Source organism: Streptomyces sp. CB02056, from assembly GCF_001905545.1.
Taxonomy (GTDB): domain Bacteria; phylum Actinomycetota; class Actinomycetes; order Streptomycetales; family Streptomycetaceae; genus Kitasatospora.
Genome location: NZ_LIPD01000007.1, coordinates 682,534 through 703,061, shown reverse-complemented (window position 1 = coordinate 703,061; position 20,528 = coordinate 682,534). Strand labels below are relative to the sequence as shown.

13 protein-coding genes are annotated in these 20,528 nt (G+C 73.8%); 9 read left to right on the top strand and 4 right to left on the bottom strand.

From position 1 onward, the window contains the following. Nucleotides 1–207 precede the first annotated feature (207 nt). Nucleotides 208–2,076, top strand: coding sequence for an endonuclease/exonuclease/phosphatase family protein (locus AMK13_RS21950; RefSeq protein ID WP_079272341.1), 1,869 nt, complete (start codon nucleotides 208–210; stop codon nucleotides 2,074–2,076). Between the two features lie 75 nt (nucleotides 2,077–2,151). Continuing rightward, the gene (locus AMK13_RS21945) at nucleotides 2,152–2,661 is read left to right on the top strand and encodes a GNAT family N-acetyltransferase (protein WP_049650436.1); all 510 of its coding nucleotides are present in this window, start codon (nucleotides 2,152–2,154) and stop codon (nucleotides 2,659–2,661) included. 56 nt (nucleotides 2,662–2,717) lie between these two features. Here the strand turns inward: AMK13_RS21945 and AMK13_RS21940 are convergent, their stop codons facing one another. From AMK13_RS21940 to AMK13_RS21920, 4 genes are all read right to left on the bottom strand, one after another. Beyond that, a complete protein-coding gene (locus AMK13_RS21940; protein WP_074003737.1) occupies nucleotides 2,718–5,093 on the bottom strand; it encodes an ATP-binding cassette domain-containing protein in 2,376 nt (791 codons plus the stop codon). A gap of 228 nt (nucleotides 5,094–5,321) precedes the next feature. After that, the gene (locus tag AMK13_RS21935; RefSeq protein WP_074003736.1) at nucleotides 5,322–5,735 is read right to left on the bottom strand and encodes a VOC family protein; all 414 of its coding nucleotides are present in this window, start codon (nucleotides 5,733–5,735) and stop codon (nucleotides 5,322–5,324) included. Between the two features lie 167 nt (nucleotides 5,736–5,902). Next, the gene (locus AMK13_RS44170; protein WP_198959403.1) at nucleotides 5,903–7,126 is read right to left on the bottom strand and encodes a C40 family peptidase; all 1,224 of its coding nucleotides are present in this window, start codon (nucleotides 7,124–7,126) and stop codon (nucleotides 5,903–5,905) included. 192 nt (nucleotides 7,127–7,318) lie between these two features. Beyond that, nucleotides 7,319–8,569, bottom strand: a complete 1,251-nt coding sequence (locus AMK13_RS21920) for a cytochrome P450 family protein (RefSeq protein WP_074003735.1) — start codon at nucleotides 8,567–8,569, stop codon at nucleotides 7,319–7,321. A gap of 451 nt (nucleotides 8,570–9,020) precedes the next feature. Between AMK13_RS21920 and AMK13_RS21915 the strand changes: the two genes are divergently transcribed. The 7 genes from AMK13_RS21915 to AMK13_RS21885 all read left to right on the top strand — a co-directional run bounded on the left by AMK13_RS21915 (nucleotide 9,021) and on the right by AMK13_RS21885 (nucleotide 20,419). Further along, complete coding sequence (locus AMK13_RS21915) at nucleotides 9,021–11,048, top strand: HelD family protein (RefSeq protein ID WP_241852989.1); 2,028 nt, start codon at nucleotides 9,021–9,023, stop codon at nucleotides 11,046–11,048. 275 nt (nucleotides 11,049–11,323) lie between these two features. Further along, nucleotides 11,324–12,961, top strand: coding sequence for an acyclic terpene utilization AtuA family protein (locus AMK13_RS21910; protein ID WP_241853000.1), 1,638 nt, complete (start codon nucleotides 11,324–11,326; stop codon nucleotides 12,959–12,961). Then, nucleotides 12,958–14,556 (top strand): acyl-CoA carboxylase subunit beta, encoded by a 1,599-nt coding sequence (locus AMK13_RS21905; protein ID WP_074003733.1) that lies wholly within the window; start codon nucleotides 12,958–12,960, stop codon nucleotides 14,554–14,556. Before AMK13_RS21910 ends, AMK13_RS21905 begins: the two co-directional genes overlap by 4 nt. A 13-nt stretch (nucleotides 14,557–14,569) precedes the next feature. Continuing rightward, complete coding sequence (locus AMK13_RS21900; protein WP_074003732.1) at nucleotides 14,570–16,510, top strand: acetyl/propionyl/methylcrotonyl-CoA carboxylase subunit alpha; 1,941 nt, start codon at nucleotides 14,570–14,572, stop codon at nucleotides 16,508–16,510. 13 nt (nucleotides 16,511–16,523) lie between these two features. Continuing rightward, complete coding sequence (locus tag AMK13_RS21895) at nucleotides 16,524–17,693, top strand: acyl-CoA dehydrogenase family protein (RefSeq protein WP_074003731.1); 1,170 nt, start codon at nucleotides 16,524–16,526, stop codon at nucleotides 17,691–17,693. 393 nt (nucleotides 17,694–18,086) lie between these two features. Continuing rightward, the gene (locus AMK13_RS21890; protein WP_049659698.1) at nucleotides 18,087–19,685 is read left to right on the top strand and encodes a 4-coumarate--CoA ligase family protein; all 1,599 of its coding nucleotides are present in this window, start codon (nucleotides 18,087–18,089) and stop codon (nucleotides 19,683–19,685) included. Between the two features lie 113 nt (nucleotides 19,686–19,798). Next, entirely contained in the window at nucleotides 19,799–20,419 is a 621-nt protein-coding gene (locus tag AMK13_RS21885) for a TetR/AcrR family transcriptional regulator (protein WP_049655195.1), read from the top strand. Nucleotides 20,420–20,528 lie beyond the last annotated feature (109 nt).

Below are 20,528 nucleotides of genomic sequence, written 5' to 3'. Positions count from 1 at the left end.
CCGTCACGTCACCTGCGGGGAACCGTCCGTTCACCGTCGGGGTCTTGTCGGGGCATTTTCTACGCGCGTATCTTGAGGGGCGCCGCGGGGGGCGGGAGACCGTCCTCCGCTTCTTCGCCACGCGAGCAGCGCGCGCCCGACGCGCGCCTCCGCCCGGACCGCCGTGCCACGACCGTGCCGCACGACGGAGCTAGGAGCCCTGCCCCGGTGACCACCGCCCCCGCCTCCCGCCCCCGCAGAACCCTGCTGCGCGCCGCCCTGATCCCGGCCACCCTGGCCGCCTCGCTGGTGCTCGTCCCGCTGCCGGTGGCGAACGCCGCCGCGCCCGCGACCCCGGCCCCGACCGAGGCCGGCCCGCTGCGGATCCACGACATCCAGGGCAGCACCCGGATATCCCCGCAGGCCGGCAAGCCCGTCACCGGAGTGCCCGGCATCGTCACCGGCGTGCGCGCGTACGGCAGCGTCAAGGGCTTCTGGCTCCAGGACCCGAACCCCGACGCCGACCCGGCCACCAGCGAGGGCATCTTCGTCTACACCGGCGGCAACCCGACCGTGCAGGTCGGCGACTCGGTGCTGGTGAGCGGCAAGGTCACCGAGTACTACCCGAACTACAGCGGCGGCTCGCAGTCCATCACCGAGATCACCGCCCCCGGCATCACCGTCCTGTCGGCCGGCAACCCGCTGCCCGCCCCGGTGGTCGTGGACACCCGCAACATCCCCGGCACCTACGCCCCGCCGGCCGGCCCGGACGGCTCCATCGACGGCGGCACGCTCCAGCCGGAGAAGTACACCCTCGACTTCTACGAGTCGCTGGAGGGCATGCTCGTCCAGGTCAAGGACGTCCGGGTGGTGCAGGCGACCGACAAGTACAACGAGCTGTGGGTCGCCGCAGACAAGCAGGACCAGCGCAGCAAGCGCGGCGGCCTGCTGTACGAGTCGTACAAGGAGCCCAACGTCGGCCGGCTGATGATCCAGCAGCAGGCCCCGGTGAACCAGCGGCCGTTCCCGGTCGCCAACGTCGGCGACGAGCTGACCGGCACCACCACCGGCCCGCTGGACTACAACAACTTCGGCGGCTACACCCTGGTCGCCGGCACCATGGGCACCCTGAAGGACAACCACCTCCAGCGCGAGGTCACCGCCCAGGCCGGCGACCGCGAACTCACCCTCGCCACCTACAACGTGGAGAACCTGGCCCCGGGCAACCCGGACGCCAAGTTCGCCGAGCTGGCCCAGGGCGTCGTCACCAACCTGCGCTCGCCCGACATCGTCGCCCTGGAGGAGATCCAGGACAACAACGGCAACAAGAACGACGGCACGGTGGACGCGAGCCAGACCGTCGCCAAGTTCATCGCCGCGATCAAGGCGGCCGGCGGCCCGGCCTACGACTGGCGCTCGGTCGACCCGCAGGACGGCAAGGACGGCGGCGAGCCCGGCGGCAACATCCGCCAGGTCTTCCTGTTCAACCCGCAGCGGGTGTCCTTCACCGACATCCCCGGCGGCAGCGCCACCACCGCCGTCGGCGTGACCGGCACCGGCGCGGGCGCCGCGCTGACCGCCTCGCCCGGCCGGATCGAGCCGAACGACGAGGCCTGGACCAACAGCCGCAAGCCGCTGGTCGGCCAGTTCTCCTTCCGCGGCAAGAAGGTCTTCGTCATCGCCAACCACTTCAACAGCAAGGGCGGCGACCAGGGCATCGACAGCCGCTTCCAGCAGCCGACCCGCAGCTCCGAGGTGCAGCGGATCAAGCAGGCCACCGTCGAGCAGTCCTTCGTCGCCAAGCTGCTGGCCGCCGACAAGGAGGCCAAGGTCGTCTCCCTCGGCGACTTCAACGACTACCAGTTCTCGCCCGCGCTGGCCGCGCTCACCAAGGACGGCGTGCTGCGCGACCTGGTGAACGAGCTGCCGGAGACCGAGCAGTACTCGTACGTCTACCAGGGCAACTCGCAGGTGCTGGACCACATCCTGGTCAGCCCCGAGGTCGGCTACGCCAAGTACGACGTGGTGCACATCAACGCCGAGTTCGCCCAGCAGGCCAGCGACCACGACCCGCAGGTGGTCCGCATCAAGCCGTAGTCCGGGCACCGGTTACGCTGCCTCCGCCGCCGGTGATCACCGGCGGCGGAGGCAGCGCCGTGTGACGGGGAGACGATGGACCACCGGATCGAGCGGATCGGACGCGAGGACTGGCAGCGCCTGCGGAAGGTACGGCTGGCCCAACTCCTCGACACGCCCCTGGCGTTCGGCGAGACCCACGAGTACGCGAGCCACCAGGGCGAGGGCAACTGGCGGGCCCGCTGCAACTGGGTCAACGAGCCCGACAAGCTCGGCCTGGTCGCGGTGGACGCCACGGGGGAGTGGGTCGCCACCATGCTGTCCGTCCCGAACCGGGAGCAGCCCGGCGCGCTCGACCTGATCGGCGTCTGGGTGGACCCGGCGCACCGCGGCCGCGGGCACGGCGTCGCCGACGCCCTGCTGGACGCGGTGCTCGCCTGGGCGCGGGTCCGCGGCGCCGGGCGGATGCTGCTCGGGGTGCACGAGGCCAACCCCCGCGCCGCCGCCTTCTACCTGCGGCGCGGGTTCGTCCACACCGGCGGGTCCACGCCGTACGTGCTGGACCCCTCGGCGCGGATCCTGGAGATGGCCCTCCCACTGGACTGACCGGCCCGGCGGGAGGGCCCCGGCTCCGCGGAGGCGCGGCCCGGAGTCGGTCCGGCTCAGCCCAGGTACCGGGCCAGCGCCTCGCCGGTCAGCGTGGAGCGAGCGGCGACCAGCTCGGCCGGGGTGCCCTCGAAGACCACCCGCCCGCCGTCGTGGCCGGCACCCGGCCCGAGGTCGATGATCCAGTCGGCGTGCGCCATCACCGCCGGGTGGTGCTCGATCACGATGACCGACTTGCCGGACTCGACCAGCCGGTCCAGCAGCCCCAGCAACTGCTCGACGTCGGCCAGGTGCAGGCCGGTGGTCGGCTCGTCCAGCACGTAGACGCCGCCCTTGTCCGCCATGTGGGTGGCCAGCTTGAGCCGCTGCCGCTCGCCGCCGGAGAGCGTGGTCAGCGGCTGGCCGAGGCTCAGGTAGCCGAGCCCGACGTCGGCCAGCCGCTCCAGGATCCGGTGCGCGGCCGGGAGCTTCGCCTCGCCCGAGCCGAAGAACTCCTCCGCCTCGGTCACCGACATCGCCAGCACCTCGGCGATGTCCCGCCCGCCCAGGTGGTACTCCAGCACCGCCGGCTGGTAGCGCTTGCCCTCGCAGTCCTCGCAGGTGGTGGCCACCCCGGCCATCATCGCCAGGTCGGTGTAGACCACCCCGGCGCCGTTGCAGGTCGGGCAGGCGCCCTCGGAGTTGGCGCTGAACAGGGCCGGCTTCACGCCGTTGGCCTTGGCGAAGGCCTTGCGGACGGGTTCGAGCAGCCCGGTGTAGGTGGCCGGGTTGCTGCGCCGGGAGCCCTTGATCGCCCCCTGGTCGACCGAGACCACGCCCTCGTCGACCGGGATCGAGCCGTGGATCAGCGAGCTCTTGCCGGAGCCCGCCACCCCGGTCACCACCGTGAGCACCCCGAGCGGGACGTCCACGTCCACGTCCCGCAGGTTGTGGGTGTTCGCGCCGCGGATCTCCAGCGCGCCGATGGGCTTCCGTACGGCCTCGCGCAGCGCCGTCCGGTCGGACAGGTGGCGGCCGGTCACCGTGCCGCCGGCGCGCAGCCCCGCCACGTCGCCCTCGTAGCAGACCGTGCCGCCGGCCGCACCGGCCCCCGGACCGAGGTCGACCACGTGGTCGGCGATCGCGATGGTCTGCGGCTTGTGCTCCACCACCAGCACCGTGTTGCCCTTGTCCCGCAGGCGCAGCAGCAGCCGGTTCATCCGGTCGATGTCGTGCGGGTGCAGGCCGGTGGTGGGCTCGTCGAAGACGTACGTGGTGTCGGTGAGCGAGGAGCCGAGGTGGCGGATCATCTTGACCCGCTGCGCCTCGCCGCCGGACAGCGTGCCGGAGGGGCGGTCCAGCGAGAGGTAGCCGAGGCCGATCTCCACGAAGGAGTCGAGGGCCTGCCGGAGCGTGCCGAGCAGCGGCGCCACCGAGGGCTCGTCGAGGTCGCGGACCCAGGCGGCGAGGTCGCTGATCTGCATCGCGCAGGCGTCGGCGATGCTGATCCCGGCGATCTTCGAGGACCGGGCCGCCGCGCTGAGCCGGGTGCCCTCGCAGTCGGGGCAGGCGGTGAAGGTCACGGCCCGCTCCACGAAGGCCCGGATGTGCGGCTGCAGCGCTTCCTTGTCCTTGGAGAGCATCGACTTCTGGATCTTGGGGATCAGGCCCTCGTAGGTGAGGTTGACGCCGTTGACCTTGACCTTGGTCGGCTCCCGGTACAGGAAGTCCTGCATCTCCTTCTTGGTGAACTTCCGGATCGGCTTGTCCGGGTCGAGGAAGCCCGAGTTGGCGTAGACGCCGACCGTCCACCAGCTGTCGGTCTTCCAGCCGGGGATGGTGAACGCGCCCTCGGAGATCGACTTGCTGTCGTCGTACAGCTGGCTGAGGTCGATGTCCGAGACGCTGCCGCGGCCCTCGCAGCGCGGGCACATGCCGCCGGTGATGCTGAAGCTGCGCCGCTCCTTGACCGTCTTGCCGCCGCGCTCGACGGTGACGGCGCCGGCGCCGCTGATCGACGGGACGTTGAAGGAGAAGGCCTTGGGGGAGCCGATGTGCGGAGTGCCGAGGCGGCTGAACAGGATGCGCAGCATCGCGTTGGCGTCGGTGGCGGTGCCGACGGTGGAGCGCGGGTCGGCGCCCATCCGCTGCTGGTCGACGATGATCGCGGTGGTCAGGCCCTCGAGGACGTCCACCTCGGGGCGGGCCAGGGTGGGCATGAAGCCCTGGACGAAGGCGCTGTAGGTCTCGTTGATCAGCCGCTGGGACTCGGCGGCGACGGTGTCGAAGACCAGCGAGCTCTTGCCCGAGCCGGACACCCCGGTGAACACCGTCAGCCGGCGCTTGGGGATGTCGATGCTGACGTCCTTGAGGTTGTTCTCGCGCGCGCCGTGCACGCGGATCAGGTCGTGGCTGTCGGCGACGTGCGACTGCGCGTCCGTCCGCTTGGGCATCGTTCTCTTCGCTCCCTGGCTCTCGGCGGTCTCTCGGGGGTCTCTCTGAGGCCTCTCCGGGGGAGGGGCCGGCGGGCCCGCCCCGCGGCCGCCGTCGGTGTGCTCGAACCCTTCGATCCAACCATCGATCCGGCCGGGATCGAACGGCTTTCGGGTGCGGCCGACGGCGGGGAGGGACGGGCCCCGGCGCCCTCGGGCCGGGCCGGGCTTGTCCCGGCCCAGCCCGGCTCAGCTCAGCTCGTTGAAGCGGACCATGGTGCCCGCCGGGTCGCGGAACGCGCAGTCGCGGACGCCGTACGGCTGCCTGGTCGGCTCCTGGACCAGCTCGGCGCCGCCGGACTTCAGCCGGTCGAAGACGCCGTCCAGGTCGCGGGTGCCCAGGACGACCCGGGCGTAGGTGCCCTTGGCCATCATCTCGGTGATGGTCCGCTGCTCCTCCTCGGTGCGGCCCGGGTCGGCGGAGGCCGGCTCCAGCACCAGGGAGACGTCCGGCTGGCCGACCGGGCCGACGGTGATCCAGCGCATCGGGCCGCCGCCGACGTCGCTGCGCACCTCGAAGCCGAGCAGGTCGCGGTAGAAGGCGAGGGAGGCCTCGGGGTCGGTGTGCGGGAGGAAGGTCCAGTGAATGGTGAGGTCGCTCATGACTGCAACGCTAGGCGCGCACCCCGGCCGCGCGCTTCTCGAATCCTGATCGCTTCCCGTCCCTCCCCGCGGTGCTCCCTGCGGCGCTCCCCGGGGCGCTCCTCGGGGAGGAACGACCGTGCCGGCCGCCTCGGGGGAGACGGCCGGCACGGGTCGGAGCGGGCTTCCTAGCAGTCGGGGATGGTCGTGCCGTTGTTGTCCTTGGCGGTGTCGTTGCCCCAGCGGGAGAGGTAGAACGCGGAGACCCACTGGCCCGTGGGGCCCCCGTCGGCGTCGGTCTTCAGCCACCAGTGGTTGACGCTGCCGCCGTTGGAGACCTCACGGCCCCAGGCCTTGCAGTAGACGTAGTTCGTCCCCTGGTTCAGCGTCCCGGTGGCGTTGGTGGAGGTCGGCGAGGAGTAGACGCTCGCGCTCGCGAAGGTGTCCACCCAGTACTTGCCGGTGGCGGGCGGGGTGCCGCCGCCGGGGCAGGTGGGGATGGTCGTGCCGTTGTTGTCCTTGGCGGTGTCGTTGCCCCAGCGGGACAGGTAGAACGCGGACACCCACTGGCCGCCGGGGCCGGAGTCCGGGTCGGTCTTCAGCCACCAGTGGTTGAAGGCGCTGCCGTTGGAGACCTCGCGGCCCCAGGCCTTGCAGTAGACGTAGTTGGTGCCCTGGTACAGCGTCCCGGTGCTGGTGGTGGAGGTCGGGGAGCCGTACACCGGCGCGTTGGCGAGGGTGTCCACCCAGTACTGGCCGCTGTTCGACGGGGGCGTGGTCGGCGGCGGGGTGGTGGAGCCGGGGCCGTACAGCCGGATGGCGCCGTAGTAGTCGCCGTGCGAGGAGAGCGTCGCCACCTGGACGTAGCCGCCGGAGTAGGGGGCCTCGACTATCCAGCCCTGCCCGAGGTACATCGCGACGTGGTGGATGGTGGAGGCGGTGTTGCCGAAGTACACCAGGTCGCCGGGGAGCAGCGGTGCGGTCCCGTCCGCCCGGTAGTAGCGGGCGACGGCGCGGGAGGTCGGCCACTGGGTCCGGGTGGTGCCGTTGATGACGTCGTCGCCGACCGCCAGGTCGTAGGCGTAGCGGACCATGCCGGAGCAGTCCAGGCCGCGGACGTTGCAGTCGTTGGGGGCGCCGTTGGCGGGGTCGCAGAGACCGTACGTCGGGCCGGGCTGCGAGCCGTGGCCGCCGCCCCACGAGTACGGGGTGCCGATCAGCCCGCAGGCGGAGCGGACGGCGGCGGTCGCCTGCGGCGCCGCACCGGTGGAGAGCACCCCGCAGGCGGGCGCCGCCTCGGCCGCCCCGGCACCGGCGAAGAACACTCCGACCGACACCAGCAGCGACAGCAGGGCCGCCCACCGCAGCGGGGCGACCAGCCACCGCGACAGAACGTTTACGCGCGTAGTCATGGTCGCGAATACTTCCGGAGCCGCTGACTCCGGGTCAATGGTCCTGTCCCCCATACCTCCTGTGGTCCGCACACTTGCCGGTGTGCAGGTCACGGGCACGACTACCGGCAACAAGGGGGCAGCCCGGCGCGGACGTGCCGCAGCGGCCGCCGGGCCGGGCTGCTCGCCCCCGGGTGGCACCGGGGCGGGCCGTCACACCCCGGCGGCCAGGGCGGGCGTCGGGACGACCCAGAGCTCGGCGGGGCCGTTGATGATGGCGGACTCCAGCCGGGCCGGCGTCGGACGGGACGGGTCCAGGGTGCTGTCGGGGTAGGCGCCGAACAGGACCTCCAGGGCCACCTCGGTCTCCAGTCGGGCCAGGGGCGCGCCGAGGCAGAAGTGCGGGCCGTAGCCGAAGGCCAGGTGCTCCTTGTCGGGGCGCGTCGGGTCGAAGTCGTCCGGCCGCTCCGGGTGGACCTCCGGGTCCCGGCCGGCCGCGCCGAAGCCGAGCAGGATCGGCTCGCCCCGCCGGATGACCACGCCCTCGCCCAGGTCGACGTCCTCCAGCGGGTAGCGGAGCGGGAGGTGCATCGCCGGGCTCTCGTAGCGCAGGGTCTCCTCGACGACGGCCTCCCAGCCGAGGGTGCCCGCGCGGACCCCGGCCAGGTGGCGGGGGTGGGCCAGGAGGGCCTGGACGGCGCTGGTGATGAGGTTGACCGCGGTCTCGTACCCGGCGCCGAGCATCAGGAAGAGGATGTCGCGGGACTCCTCCTCGCTGCGGCCGGTCCCGTCGCCGGTGTCGACGGCCGCCACGTCGCTGGCGAGGTCCGGGCCGGGGTCGCGCCGCTTGAGCGCCAGCAGCTCGGTCAGCACCACGTTGATCTCCGCGCGGGAGCGCGTCATCTGCTCGTTCGTGGCCGTCGTCGTCAGCAGGGTGTCCATCGCCGTGCCGATGGGCGGCCGCATGTCGGCCGGTACGCCGAAGAGGTCGCAGATCACCGTCATGGTCAGCGGACGCGAGAGGGCGTGGCGCAGGTCCACGGCCTCGCCGGGGCCGAGCGTACGGAACGCGCCGACCAGGGCGGCGGTGGTCTTCTCGATGCCGGGCCGCAGCGCGGACACCCGGCGGGGCGCGAACGAGGGCGCCATCCGGCGCCGGGCCGAGCGGTGTTCGCCGCCGTAGAGGTTGAAGAAGTTCTGCTGGAACGCGATCGGCCCCATCGGCCAGCCCTCGGGCACCGAGGCCAGCCCGGGCCAGTGCCTGCGCGGGTCGCGGGAGATCCGCGGATCGCCGGTGAGGGCGCGGATCACCGAGCTGCGGGTGACGGACCAGGCGATGATGCCGCCGGGGAGTTCGACCCGCACGGCGGGTCCGGCGGAGCGGAGCTCGGCGTTCTGTCGGTGCGGGTCCCGGGCGGTCATGTCCAGCACCGGGCAGCGGCTGACGTCTGGATCTGGAGCCATGGTGTTGCTCCTCAGGATCTCTCGGGGTGCCCCGGGCGGGCCGTGCCGGGGCACGGTCCACCGTCTCCGGGGCCTGTGCTCCGTTGTAGAGGGGTACGGCGCGGCCGTCAACGGGGCCGCGGCCCGTCCGTGGGATTCGGTGCCGGCGGCCTTGCCGGATCTTCCCCCCTTTCCCGGGTGCGGCACAGCATCACCGGTGTCCGGGGCGGGCCCGCCGATAAGGCATACGGGCATCGGGAACGCAAATCGGCGATATGCGGAACGGCGGAATGCGTAATGCGCCGCACGGTCGGCCGTCCTGGAATCGGCGGTAAGGCCATGGCTTCACCAGGCAAGTCAAGACTTACCTTCGAGGGGCTTTGACCGTATGGTGTGGCTCGAATCGAAGGAGTCCCCCGTGTCGAATACGAATGATCCCGTTGTGCGCGCGGTTGCGTCGGAGCGCAATTATGTGTCCTCCCTGTATGAATTCCTCACCGAGCGGCTTTCCGAGGCGCGAATGCACCGGGCGGGTCTGTTGAAGGCCCCGGCGGAAAGCGCCGGTGAGGCGTACGAGAGGGAAATCGCCGCCGATCGGCTGGCCAGGGAAATCGGCCGGCTGGCGGGCGCCGAAAAGGGCCTGGTATTCGGGCGGATCGACTGGGCGGACGGCACGGCCCTGCGCATCGGGCGGATCGGACTGCACCGGGAGGAGGACGACCTGCCCCTACTCGTGGACTGGCGTGCGAACGCGGCGCGGCCGTTCTACGAGGCGACGCCGGTGCACCCGATGGGCCTGCGGCGGCGCCGGCACCTGCGCCTGGACGAGCGCACGGTCGTCTCGGTGAGCGACGAGCTGCTGGACGGCAGCGCCCCGACCGAGGAGGACGTCGTGGGGGACGGCCCGCTGACCGAGGCGCTGTCGGCCCGGCGCACGGGCCGGATGGAGGCGGCCGTCGCCACGCTGCAGGCCGAGCAGGACGAGGTGGTCCGCTCCGCCCACCGCGGGGTGACCGTGGTGCAGGGCGGGCCGGGCACCGGAAAGACGGTGGTCGCCCTGCACCGGGCGGCCTACGTCCTGTACGCGTTCCCGCGCGCCGCCGAGGAGGGCGTCCTGGTGGTGGGCCCGAACGCCCGGTTCCTCGACTACATCTCCCAGGTCCTCCCCTCGCTCGGCGAGAACGACGTCGTCCTGGCGACCTGCCGGGAGCTGGCCGGAGTGTCGCCGGCCGCGGCGGACCGGTTCGACACGGCGCGGCTCAAGGGCGGCGCCGAGCTCGCCGACGCCCTGGCCGGCCTGCTGCGCGCCTACCAGGCCCCCGCCGGCGACTTCACCGTGCGGGTCGGACGGGAGCCGGTCCACCTGTCCGCCGAGGAGGTCGCCACGGCACGCGACGCCGCCGCGGCGGCCGTACCGGGGCACAACCCCGCGCGCCAGGTGTTCAAGGAACTCCTGGTCGACGCCGTCACCGACGCGATGCGACGGGACATGGGCGACGTCCTGGAGCAGATCGACGCCGACACCGTCGCGATGACGGGCCTGGACCTCGACCGGTTCACGGGGGCCGGCCGGCACCGCGGCGAAGGAGCGGCCGACACGGGTCCGGCGCACGAGCTGGACCTGGACGCCCTCCGGGCCGATCTCCTCGCCGACGCCGGCCTCGACCGGGCGGTCGAGGCGCTGTGGCCGCGGCTGGCACCCGGCGACCTGGTGCGGGCGCTGCTGACGGACGCCGACGCCCTCGCCGAGCAGCTGCCCCGGCTGACCGCGCCGGAGCGGTCCCTGTTGCTGCGCGGTCCGGACGCCCCGTGGACCGATGCCGACGTGCCGCTGCTGGACGAGGCGGCGAGCCTGGTCGACGGCCCTCCGGAGCGGACGTACGGGCACGTCGTCGTCGACGAGGCGCAGGAGCTGACCGCCATGCAGTGGCGGATGATCGTCCGCCGCTGCCCAGCGCGGGCGATGACGCTGGTCGGCGACTTCGCCCAGGCGGGCCCGGTCGCGACGGCACGTGACTGGAAGGAGGCGCTGGCCCCCCACGTCGGACCGCGGTTCAGGCTGCACGACCTGACCGTCAGCTACCGCACCACGCAGGAGATCCTGGAGAGCGTCCGGGGCCTGCTCGCGCGGATCGCCCCGGAGCAGAAGCCCACCCGGTCGCTGCGCGGCGGTGAGAGCCCCCGCACCGTGACCACGCCCCCGGACGGGTTGGCCGCCGCCGTCCTTCGGGAACTCCGCGCCCAGAGCGCCGCGCACCCGGGCGAGCTGCTGGGAGTGGTCTGCGCGGACACCAGGGTGGGCGAGCTGACGGCCCGGGGCGTCGCCCACCACGCGCGCGTCGTACCGGCCTCCGAGGCGCGCGGCCTGGAGTTCGACGGGGTCCTCGTCGTGGACCCGGAGGAGATCACCGCGGCCCGCCCCGGCGGGGAGCGGGACCTGTACGTGGCCCTGACCAGGGCCACCAAGCGCCTCTGCACGATCACCGTCCAGCCCGCCTGACGCGCCCTGGCGCCGGCGCCCGCGCCGCCGCCGCGGGCGCGCCCGGCGCGGGACGGACACCGGGGCGCGGCGGGGGCGGGGTACACCGGATCGCAGAAAACAAGCAAGCGTGATTGCTTTTTTCTGCGGGCGGTGCCACGCTGCTGGCGGTGGCGCCCGTCGAAGGGTGCGCCCAACTCACCGGCAGGGGAGGCGCATTGGTGCGCGACGGCGCGGTACTGCGGATCGGCAACGCCTCGGGGTTCTACGGGGACCGCTTCGCCGCGGTGCGGGAGATGCTCACCGGCGGGCCCCTGGACGTGCTCACCGGGGACTACCTGGCCGAGCTGACCATGCTGATCCTCGCCCGGGACCGGTTGAAGGACCCGTCGCTGGGCTACGCCCGGACCTTCCTGCGCCAGATGGAGGAGTGCCTCGGCCTGGCCCGCGAGCGCGACGTGAAGATCGTGGTCAACGCGGGCGGCCTCAACCCGGCCCGGCTCGCCGAGGAGCTGCGCGCGCTGGCCCGGCGGCTCGGCGTCGAGGCGGCCGTCGCCCACGTCGAGGGCGACGACCTGCTCCCGCGCCGGGACGAACTCGGCCTGCCGGACGGCCTGTTGGCCGCCAACGCCTACCTCGGCGGGTTCGGCATCGCCGCCTGCCTGAACGGCGGCGCCGACGTGGTGGTGACCGGCCGGGTGACGGACGCGGCGCTGGTCGTCGGCCCCGGGATCGCCCGCTTCGGCTGGACCCCGGAGGACCTGGACGCCCTGGCCGGCGCCGTGGTGGCCGGGCACGTCCTGGAGTGCGGCGCCCAGGCGACCGGCGGCAACTACGCCTTCTTCCACGAGCACGACGTGACCCGCCCCGGCTTCCCGCTGGCCGAACTGCGCGCCGACGGCTCCAGCGTGATCACCAAGCACCCGGGCACCGGCGGCGCCGTCACCACCGGCACCGTCACCGCCCAACTCCTGTACGAGACCGGCGGACCGCGCTACCTCGGCCCGGACGTCACGGCCCGGCTGGACACCGTGCGGCTCACCGAGGAGGGGCCGGACCGGGTCCGGATCGACGGCGTGCGCGGCGAGGCCCCGCCGCCCACCCTGAAGGCGGGCCTCAACCGGCTCGGCGGCCACCTCAACGAGGTGGTGTACGTCCTCACCGGCCTGGACATCGAGGCCAAGGCCGCCCTGGTGCGGCGGCAGTTCGCCGACGCGCTGCCGCCCGCCGCCCGTCCCGCCGAACTGCGCTGGACCCTCGTCCGCACCGACCACCCGGACGCCGCCACCGAGGAGACCGCCTCCGCGCTGCTGCGGCTGACCGCCCGGGACCAGGAGCCGGCCAAGGTCGGGCGCCAACTAGGCAAGGCCGCGGTCGAATCGGGGCTGTCCGGGTACCCGGGCTTCCACCTCACCGCCCCGCCCGGACCGGGCACGCCGTACGGGGTGTTCAGCGCCGTGTCCGTCGACCCGAAGGCCGTCGAGCACACCGCCGTCCTGCCGGACGGCCGCCGGATCGCCGTCCCGCCGGCGCCCGTCACCGGCCACACGGCCCAACCCGACCGGCCCGAAGCCGAGTTGCCCGAACCGCTCCCCGAGGGCCCGACCCGGCGGGCCCCGCTCGGCCTGGTGGTCGGCGCCCGCAGCGGCGACAAGGGCGGGGACGCCAACCTCGGCGTCTGGGCCCGCTCGGAGGACGGCTGGCGCTGGCTGGCGCACGTCTTCACCGTGGAGAAGCTGCGCGAACTCCTGCCCGAGACCGAGGAGTTGCCCGTCGCCAGGCACCTGCTGCCGAACCTGCGGGCGGTCAACTTCACCCTCACCGGCCTGCTCGGCGAGGGCGTCGCCGCCCGGCACCGCTTCGACCCGCAGGCCAAGGCCCTCGGGGAGTGGCTGCGCGCCCGCCACCTCGACATCCCGGAGGTCCTGCTGTGACCGTCCTGCCCACCCGCGTCGACCCGGCCGGGCCCGAGTACGCCGGGCACCGCGCCGCGATGGTCGCCAAGCTCGCCGAGCTCGACGCCGAGCACGCCAAGGCGCTGGCGGGCGGCGGCCCCCGGTACGTGGAGCGCCACCGCGGGCGCGGCAAGCTGCTGGCCCGTGAGCGGATCGAGCTGCTGGTCGACCCGGACTCCCCGTTCCTGGAGCTGTCGCCGCTGGCCGCCTGGGGGAGCGACTACCCGGTGGGCGCGGCCCTGGTCACCGGCATCGGGGTGGTCGAGGGCGTCGAGTGCGTGATCACCGCCAACGACCCGACGGTGCGCGGCGGCGCCAGCAACCCCTGGACCCTGCGCAAGGCCCTGCGGGCCAACGAGATCGCGCTGGAGAACCGCCTCCCGCTGGTCAACCTGGTCGAGTCCGGCGGCGCCGACCTGCCCAGCCAGAAGGAGATCTTCATCCCCGGCGGCGCCCTGTTCCGCGACCTCACCCGGCTCTCCGCCGCCGGAGTCCCCACCGTGGCCGTGGTGTTCGGCAACTCGACGGCCGGCGGCGCCTACGTGCCCGGCATGTCCGACCACACCGTGCTGGTCAAGGAGCGCGCCAAGGTCTTCCTCGGCGGCCCGCCGCTGGTGCGGATGGCCACCGGCGAGGAGGCCGACGACGAGTCGCTCGGCGGCGCCGAGATGCACGCCCGGGTCTCCGGGCTGGCCGACCACGTCGCGGCGGACGAGGCGGACGCGCTGCGGATCGCCCGCCGGATCGTCGCCAGGCTCGACCACCGCAAGCCCGGCCCCGGCCCGGACCGGGGCGCCGAGCCGCCCAGGTACGACGAGGAGGAGCTGCTGGGCATCGTCCCGGGCGACCTCAAGGTGCCCTTCGACCCGCGCGAGGTGATCGCCCGGATCGTCGACGGCTCCGACTTCGACGAGTTCAAGCCGCTCTACGGCACCAGCCTGGCCACCGGCTGGGCGCGCCTGCACGGCTACCCGGTCGGCGTCCTGGCCAACGCCCAGGGCGTGCTGTTCAGCCAGGAGTCCCAGAAGGCCGCCCAGTTCATCCAGCTGGCGAACCGGCGGAACACCCCGCTGCTGTTCCTGCACAACACCACCGGCTACATGGTCGGCAAGGACTACGAGCAGGGCGGCATCATCAAGCACGGCGCGATGATGATCAACGCCGTGGCCAACTCCACCGTCCCGCACCTGTCCGTGCTGATGGGCGCCTCCTACGGGGCCGGCCACTACGGCATGTGCGGCCGGGCGTACGAACCGCGCTTCCTCTTCTCCTGGCCGAGCGCCAAGTCCGCCGTGATGGGCCCGCAGCAGCTCGCCGGGGTGCTGTCGATCGTCGCCCGGCAGTCGGCCGCGGCGAAGGGCCGGCCGTACGACGAGGACGCGGACGCGGCGATCCGGGCGATGGTCGAGCAGCAGATCGAGGCCGAGTCCCTGCCGGTGTTCCTGTCCGGCCGGCTCTACGACGACGGCGTCATCGACCCGCGCGACACCCGTACGGTGCTCGGCCTCTGCCTGTCCGCGATCCACAACGCCCCGGTCGAGGGCGCGCGTGGCTACGGCGTCTTCCGGATGTGAGGGACCCCAGACGATGATCACCAACCTGCTGGTCGCCAACCGGGGCGAGATCGCCCGCCGGGTCTTCCGGACCTGCCGGGAGCTCGGCATCGCGACCACCGCCGTCCACTCCGACCCGGACGCCGGCGCCCCGCACGTGCGCGAGGCCGACGCCGCCGTCCGGCTGCCCGGCGCCGCGCCCGCCGACACCTACCTGCGCGCCGACCTGCTCGTCCGGGCCGCGCTCGCCGCCGGGGCCGACGCCGTCCACCCCGGGTACGGATTCCTCTCCGAGAACGCCGACTTCGCGCGGGCCGTGCTGGACGCGGGCCTGGTCTGGGTCGGCCCGCCGCCCGCCGCGATCGCCGCGATGGGCTCCAAGACCGCCGCCAAACGGCTGATGGCCCAGGCCGGGGTGCCGGTGCTGGGCGCGCTCACCGAGCCCGCCGAGGCCGACCTGCCGCTGCTGGTCAAGGCCGCGGCGGGCGGCGGCGGGCGCGGCATGCGGGTCGTCCGGAGCCTGGCCGACCTCCCCGGCGAACTGGCCGCCGCCCGCGCGGAGGCGGCCAAGGCCTTCGGCTCGGACGAGGTGTTCTGCGAGCGCTACCTGCCCGCCGGGCGGCACGTCGAGGTCCAGCTGCTGGCCGACGCCCACGGCACCGTCTGGGCGGTCGGCGACCGGGACTGCTCGCTGCAGCGGCGGCACCAGAAGGTGATCGAGGAGGCCCCGGCCCCCGGCCTGCCGCCGGAGGTCCGCGCCGAGCTGCACGCGGCGGCCCGCGCCGCAGCCCGGGCGATCGGCTACACGGGCGCCGGCACCGCCGAGTTCCTGCTCGCCGGGGACGGCCGGTTCTTCTTCCTGGAGATGAACACCCGCCTCCAGGTCGAACACCCGGTCACCGAGGCCGTCACCGGCCTGGACCTGGTGGCCCTGCAACTCGCCGTCGCCGAGGGCGCGGAGCTGCCGCCCGACCCCCCGGCCCCCGCCGGCCACGCGATCGAGGCCCGGCTCTACGCCGAGGACCCGGCCAAGGACTGGCAGCCGGCCACCGGCACCCTGCACCGGTTCGAACTGACGCTCCCGTACCAGGAGTTCACCTGCGTCGAAGCGGGCTCCGGCACCGGCCTCCGGCTGGACTCCGGCGTGGAGTCCGGCAGCGAGATCAGCCCGCACTACGACGCGATGCTCGCCAAGGTGATCGCCTGGGGGCCCACCCGCGCGGCCGCCGCCCGCCGGCTCGCCGACGCGCTCGCCCGCGCCCGCGTCCACGGCCCGGCCACCAACCGGGAGCTGCTGGTCCGGGCGCTGCGCCACCCGGCCTTCCTGGCCGCGGACCTGCACACCGGCTTCCTGGCCGAGCACGCCGCCGACCTCACCGCCCCGGACACCAAGGGCGTCGACCGCGCCGCCCTGGCCGCCGCCCTCGCCGACGCCGCCGGCCGCCGCGGCGCGCTGCCCTCCGGCTGGCGCAACCTGCCCTCCCAGCCGCAGCTCAAGCGCTACCGGGCCGAGGACGGCACCGAGGCGGCCGTCCGCTACCGGCACACCCGCACCGGACTGCTGGCCGAGGACCACCCGGACGTCGAGCTCGTCGAGGCCGCGCCGGACCGGGTCGTGCTGTCCGAGGGCGGGCTGCGCCGCACCTACCGCGTGGCCCGGTACGGCGACCGGGTGCATGTCGACACCCCGGCCGGCGGCACCGCGCTCACCGCCCTGCCGCGCTTCCCCGAACCCGTCGTCCGCACCGACCCCGGCGCGCTGCTCGCCCCGATGCCCGGCACCGTCGTCCGGGTCGCCGCCGCCGTCGGGGACACCGTCACCGCCGGCCGGCCGCTGCTGGTGCTGGAGGCGATGAAGATGGAGCACCGCGTCGTCGCCCCGGTCGACGGCACCCTCGTCGAACTGCGCGCCACCCCCGGCCGGCAGGTCGAAACCGGCACCCTGCTGGCCGTCGTCCGGCCCACCGAAGCCTGAGGAAGGACCCCGCATGTCCATCGGCAGTCAGCTCCTGGAGACCCCCGAACGCCAGACCCTGCGCCGGGCCGTCGGCGACCTCGGCCGCCGCTACGGCTCCGCCTACTACCTCGCCAAGGCCCGGGCCGGCGAGCCCGCCGACGAACTGTGGGCGGAGGCCGGCAGGGCCGGCTACCTCGGCGTCAACCTGCCCGCCGAGTACGGCGGCGGGGGCGGCGGCATCACCGACCTCGCCATCGTCCTGGAGGAGCTCGGCGCCGCCGGCTGCCCGCTGCTGATGCTGATCGTCTCCCCGGCGATCTGCGGCACCGTGATCGCCCGCTACGGCACCGCGGAGCAGCAGCGGCGCTGGCTGCCCGGCCTGGCCGACGGCAGCCGCAGGATGGCCTTCGGCATCACCGAACCGGACGCCGGCTCGAACTCGCACCGGATATCCACCGTCGCCCGCCGGGACGGCGAGGACTGGCTGCTGACCGGCCGCAAGGTCTTCGTCTCCGGCATCGACCACTCCGACGCGGTGCTGTTCGTGGCCCGCACCGAGGACGCACGGACGGGGAAGCTGAAGCCCTGCCTGTTCGTCGTCCCGCGCGACACCCCCGGCTTCGAGTACCGGGCGATCCCGATGGAACTCGTCGCCCCGGAGAAGCAGTTCCAGGTCTTCCTGGACGACGTCCGGCTGCCCGCCGACGCCCTGGTCGGCGACGAGAACGCGGGCCTGCTCCAGCTGTTCGCCGGTCTCAACCCCGAGCGCGTCCTCACCGCCGCCTTCTCGCTCGGCCTCGCCCGCCAGGCCCTCGGCAAGGCCGTCGAGTACGCGAAGACCCGCACCGTCTGGTCCACCCCGATCGGTGCCCACCAGGGCCTGGCCCACCCGCTGGCCCAGTGCGCCGTGGAGATCGAACTGGCCCGGCTGATGACCCAGAAGGCCGGGCTGCTCTACGACGCGGGCGAGGACCTCGCCGCCGGGGAGGCCGCCAACATGGCCAAGTACGCGGCGGGGGAGGCCGCCGCCCGGACGGTGGACCAGGCGGTGCAGACCCTCGGCGGCAACGGCCTGACCCAGGAGTACGGGCTGGGCGCGCTGCTGACCGCCACCCGGGTCGGCCGGGTCGCCCCGGTCAGCCGCGAGATGGTGCTCAACTACGTCGCCCAGCACACCCTCGGGCTGCCGAAGTCGTACTGAGCGGCCGCCGCCGGTGGTCCTGACCGGCCGCCGCCGTACCCGCCACCCCGGTCGGCCACCCGTTCGGTGTCGCCCGCCAGGGTGGTGCCGGCGCAGGCCTTGACGTAGCCCTCGCCGCCGGGCGCGGCCGGAGCGGCAGGAGCGGGACGGGGCCGGACAGGGGCCCCACAGCGGGGAGTTCCGGGGACGGGGCCGCTCCCGGAGGCGGGCGGCCGTGGTGCGCGCCCTCCGGTCGGGCGCCCCCCGGGAGCGACCGTGCCACGGATGGTCCATTACGGGTTCCCCACAATGGCCGAGCCAGGCCCCCTACTGTCCGTATGCTCCTGAACGCGCCCCGCACGGAACTGCTAGCCGGTTTTGTTGCTACGTCAACTTCCATACTGGAGGCCCACCTTGGTGTTCCGAAGCGAGTTCCCCGACGTTGCCGTGGTCGACCTGCCGATCCACGAGGCGGTGCTCGGCGCCGCGGCGAAGTACGGCGACCGCCCGGCCCTGATCGACGGCGTCACCGGCGAGACCACCAGCTACGCCCAACTCGCCGACGCCGTCGAGCGGGTGGCCGCCGGACTGGCCGAGACAGGCGTCCGCCGCGGCGACGTCGTCGCCCTCTTCAGCCCCAACTCGACCGCCTACCCGATGGCCTACTACGGCGCGACCAGGGCCGGCGCCACCGTCACCACCGTCTCGTCCTTCGCCACCCCCGCCGACCTCGCCGGCCAGCTGCGCGACAGCGGCGCCCGCTGGCTCGTCACCGTCTCCCGCTTCCTGCCGACCGCCCGTGCGGCCGCCGAACTCCTCGCCGAACAGGGCCGCCCGCTGGCCGAGACCGTCGTCCTGGACGGCGCCGAGGGCCACCGCTCGCTCGCCGACCTGCTGGCCGCCACCGGCCCCGCCCCCGAGGTCGCCATCGACCCGGGCGAGGACATCGCCGTGCTGCCCTACTCCAGCGGCACCACCGGCCTGCCCAAGGGCGTGATGCTCACCCACCGCTCGATCGCCACCAACCTCTCCCAGTGCGACGCCCTCTACCGCCCCGCCGAGGGCGAACGGGTGCTCGCCGTCCTGCCGTTCTTCCACATCTACGGACTGGCCGCGCTGCTCAACCAGCCGCTGCGCTGCGGCGCCACCGTGGTCGTGCTGCCCCGCTTCGACCTGGAGCAGTTCTGCCGCACCGTCCAGGAGCACCGGGTGCAGGCCCTGGTGGTGGCCCCGCCGATCGCCCTCGCGCTGGCCCGGCACCCCGTCGTCGAGCAGTACGACCTCTCCTCGGTCGAGTACCTGCTGTGCGCCGCCGCCCCGCTCGACCACGAACTCGCCGACGCCTGCGCCCGGCGCCTGGGCCTGCCGCACCTGCTCCAGGGCTACGGCATGACCGAGCTCTCCCCGGTCACCCACGTCGTCTCCCCGCGCGAGGGCGACCCCTCGCCCGGCTCGGTCGGCCGGATGGTCCCCTCCACCGAGCTGCGGATCACCGCCCTGGACGGCTCCGACGGCGACCTCGGGCCCGGCGAGCCCGGCGAGCTGCTGATCCGCGGCCCGCAGGTGATGAAGGGCTACTTCGGCCGCCCCTCCGAGACCGCCGCGGTGGTCGACGCCGAGGGCTGGCTGCACACCGGCGACGTCGGCTTCGTGGACGAGCGCGGCTACCTGTACATCGTCGACCGGGTCAAGGAGCTGATCAAGTACAAGGGCTACCAGGTCGCCCCCGCCGAACTGGAGGCCGTCCTGCTCGGCCACCCGCAGATCACCGACGCCGCCGTGATCGGCGTCCCGGACGCCGAGGGCACCGAGTGCCCCAAGGCCTTCGTGGTCCGCGCCCCGGGCAGCACCCTGACCGCCGAGGAGGTCACCGGGTACGTCGCCGGACAGGTCGCCCCGTACAAGAAGGTCCGCCTGGTGGAGTTCGTCGACACCGTCCCCAAGTCCGCGGCCGGCAAGATCCTGCGCCGCGAACTGCGCGCCCGCGAGGCCGGGCGCGCCGCCGCCCGCTGACCGGCCGGGGCCGCCCCGGCGGCCGGGGACCGGGGCGCGTCTGTGAGGATCGTCCCGCCGCGCCCCGACCGGCACCCGCCGCGCCCCGACCGGAACAGGAACCGCCCGCCGCCATGACCAGCCACCCCGCCGCCCGCACCCCGCAGCAGGACCGCAGCCGAGCGACCAGGGCCCGGCTGCTCGCGGCGGCCGTGGACTGCCTGGCCGAGCTCGGCTGGCACGGCTCCACCGTCACCGTCGTCGCCGAACGGGCCGGGGTCTCCCGGGGCGCGGCCCAGCACCACTTCCCGACCCGCGAGGACCTCTTCACCGCGGCCGTCGAGCACGTCACCGCCGAGCGGCTGGCAGCCGTCCGCGCCCACGCGGACGAGCTGCCGACCGCCGGCCCCGACCGCACCGGGGCCGTGGTCGACATGATCGTGCGGCTCTACACCGGCCCGCTGTTCCGCGCCGCCCTGCACCTGTGGACCGCCGCCGCCACCGAGGAGGCGCTGCGCGAGCGGATCATCGCCCTGGAGGGCCACGTCGGCCGGGAGGCCCACCGGGCCGCCGTCGAGTTCCTGGACGCCGACGAGAGCCGCCCCGGGGTGCGCGAATCCGTGCAGGCCACGCTGGACCTCGCCCGCGGACTGGGCCTCGCCAACCTGCTCACCGACGACAGCCACCGACGTTCCGGCGTGATCCGGCAGTGGGCGGGCGTTCTGGAGAGTACGCTGCGGCCGGTACGCCCATGACGCCCGTACACCCGGAGCGACCGGACGCCCCCTGACCAAAGGGGTCGCCGGGCGGCCGATGTCCGTGCAGTCTGGAGAAGAATCCCGGCCGGCACCGACCGCGAGGCCC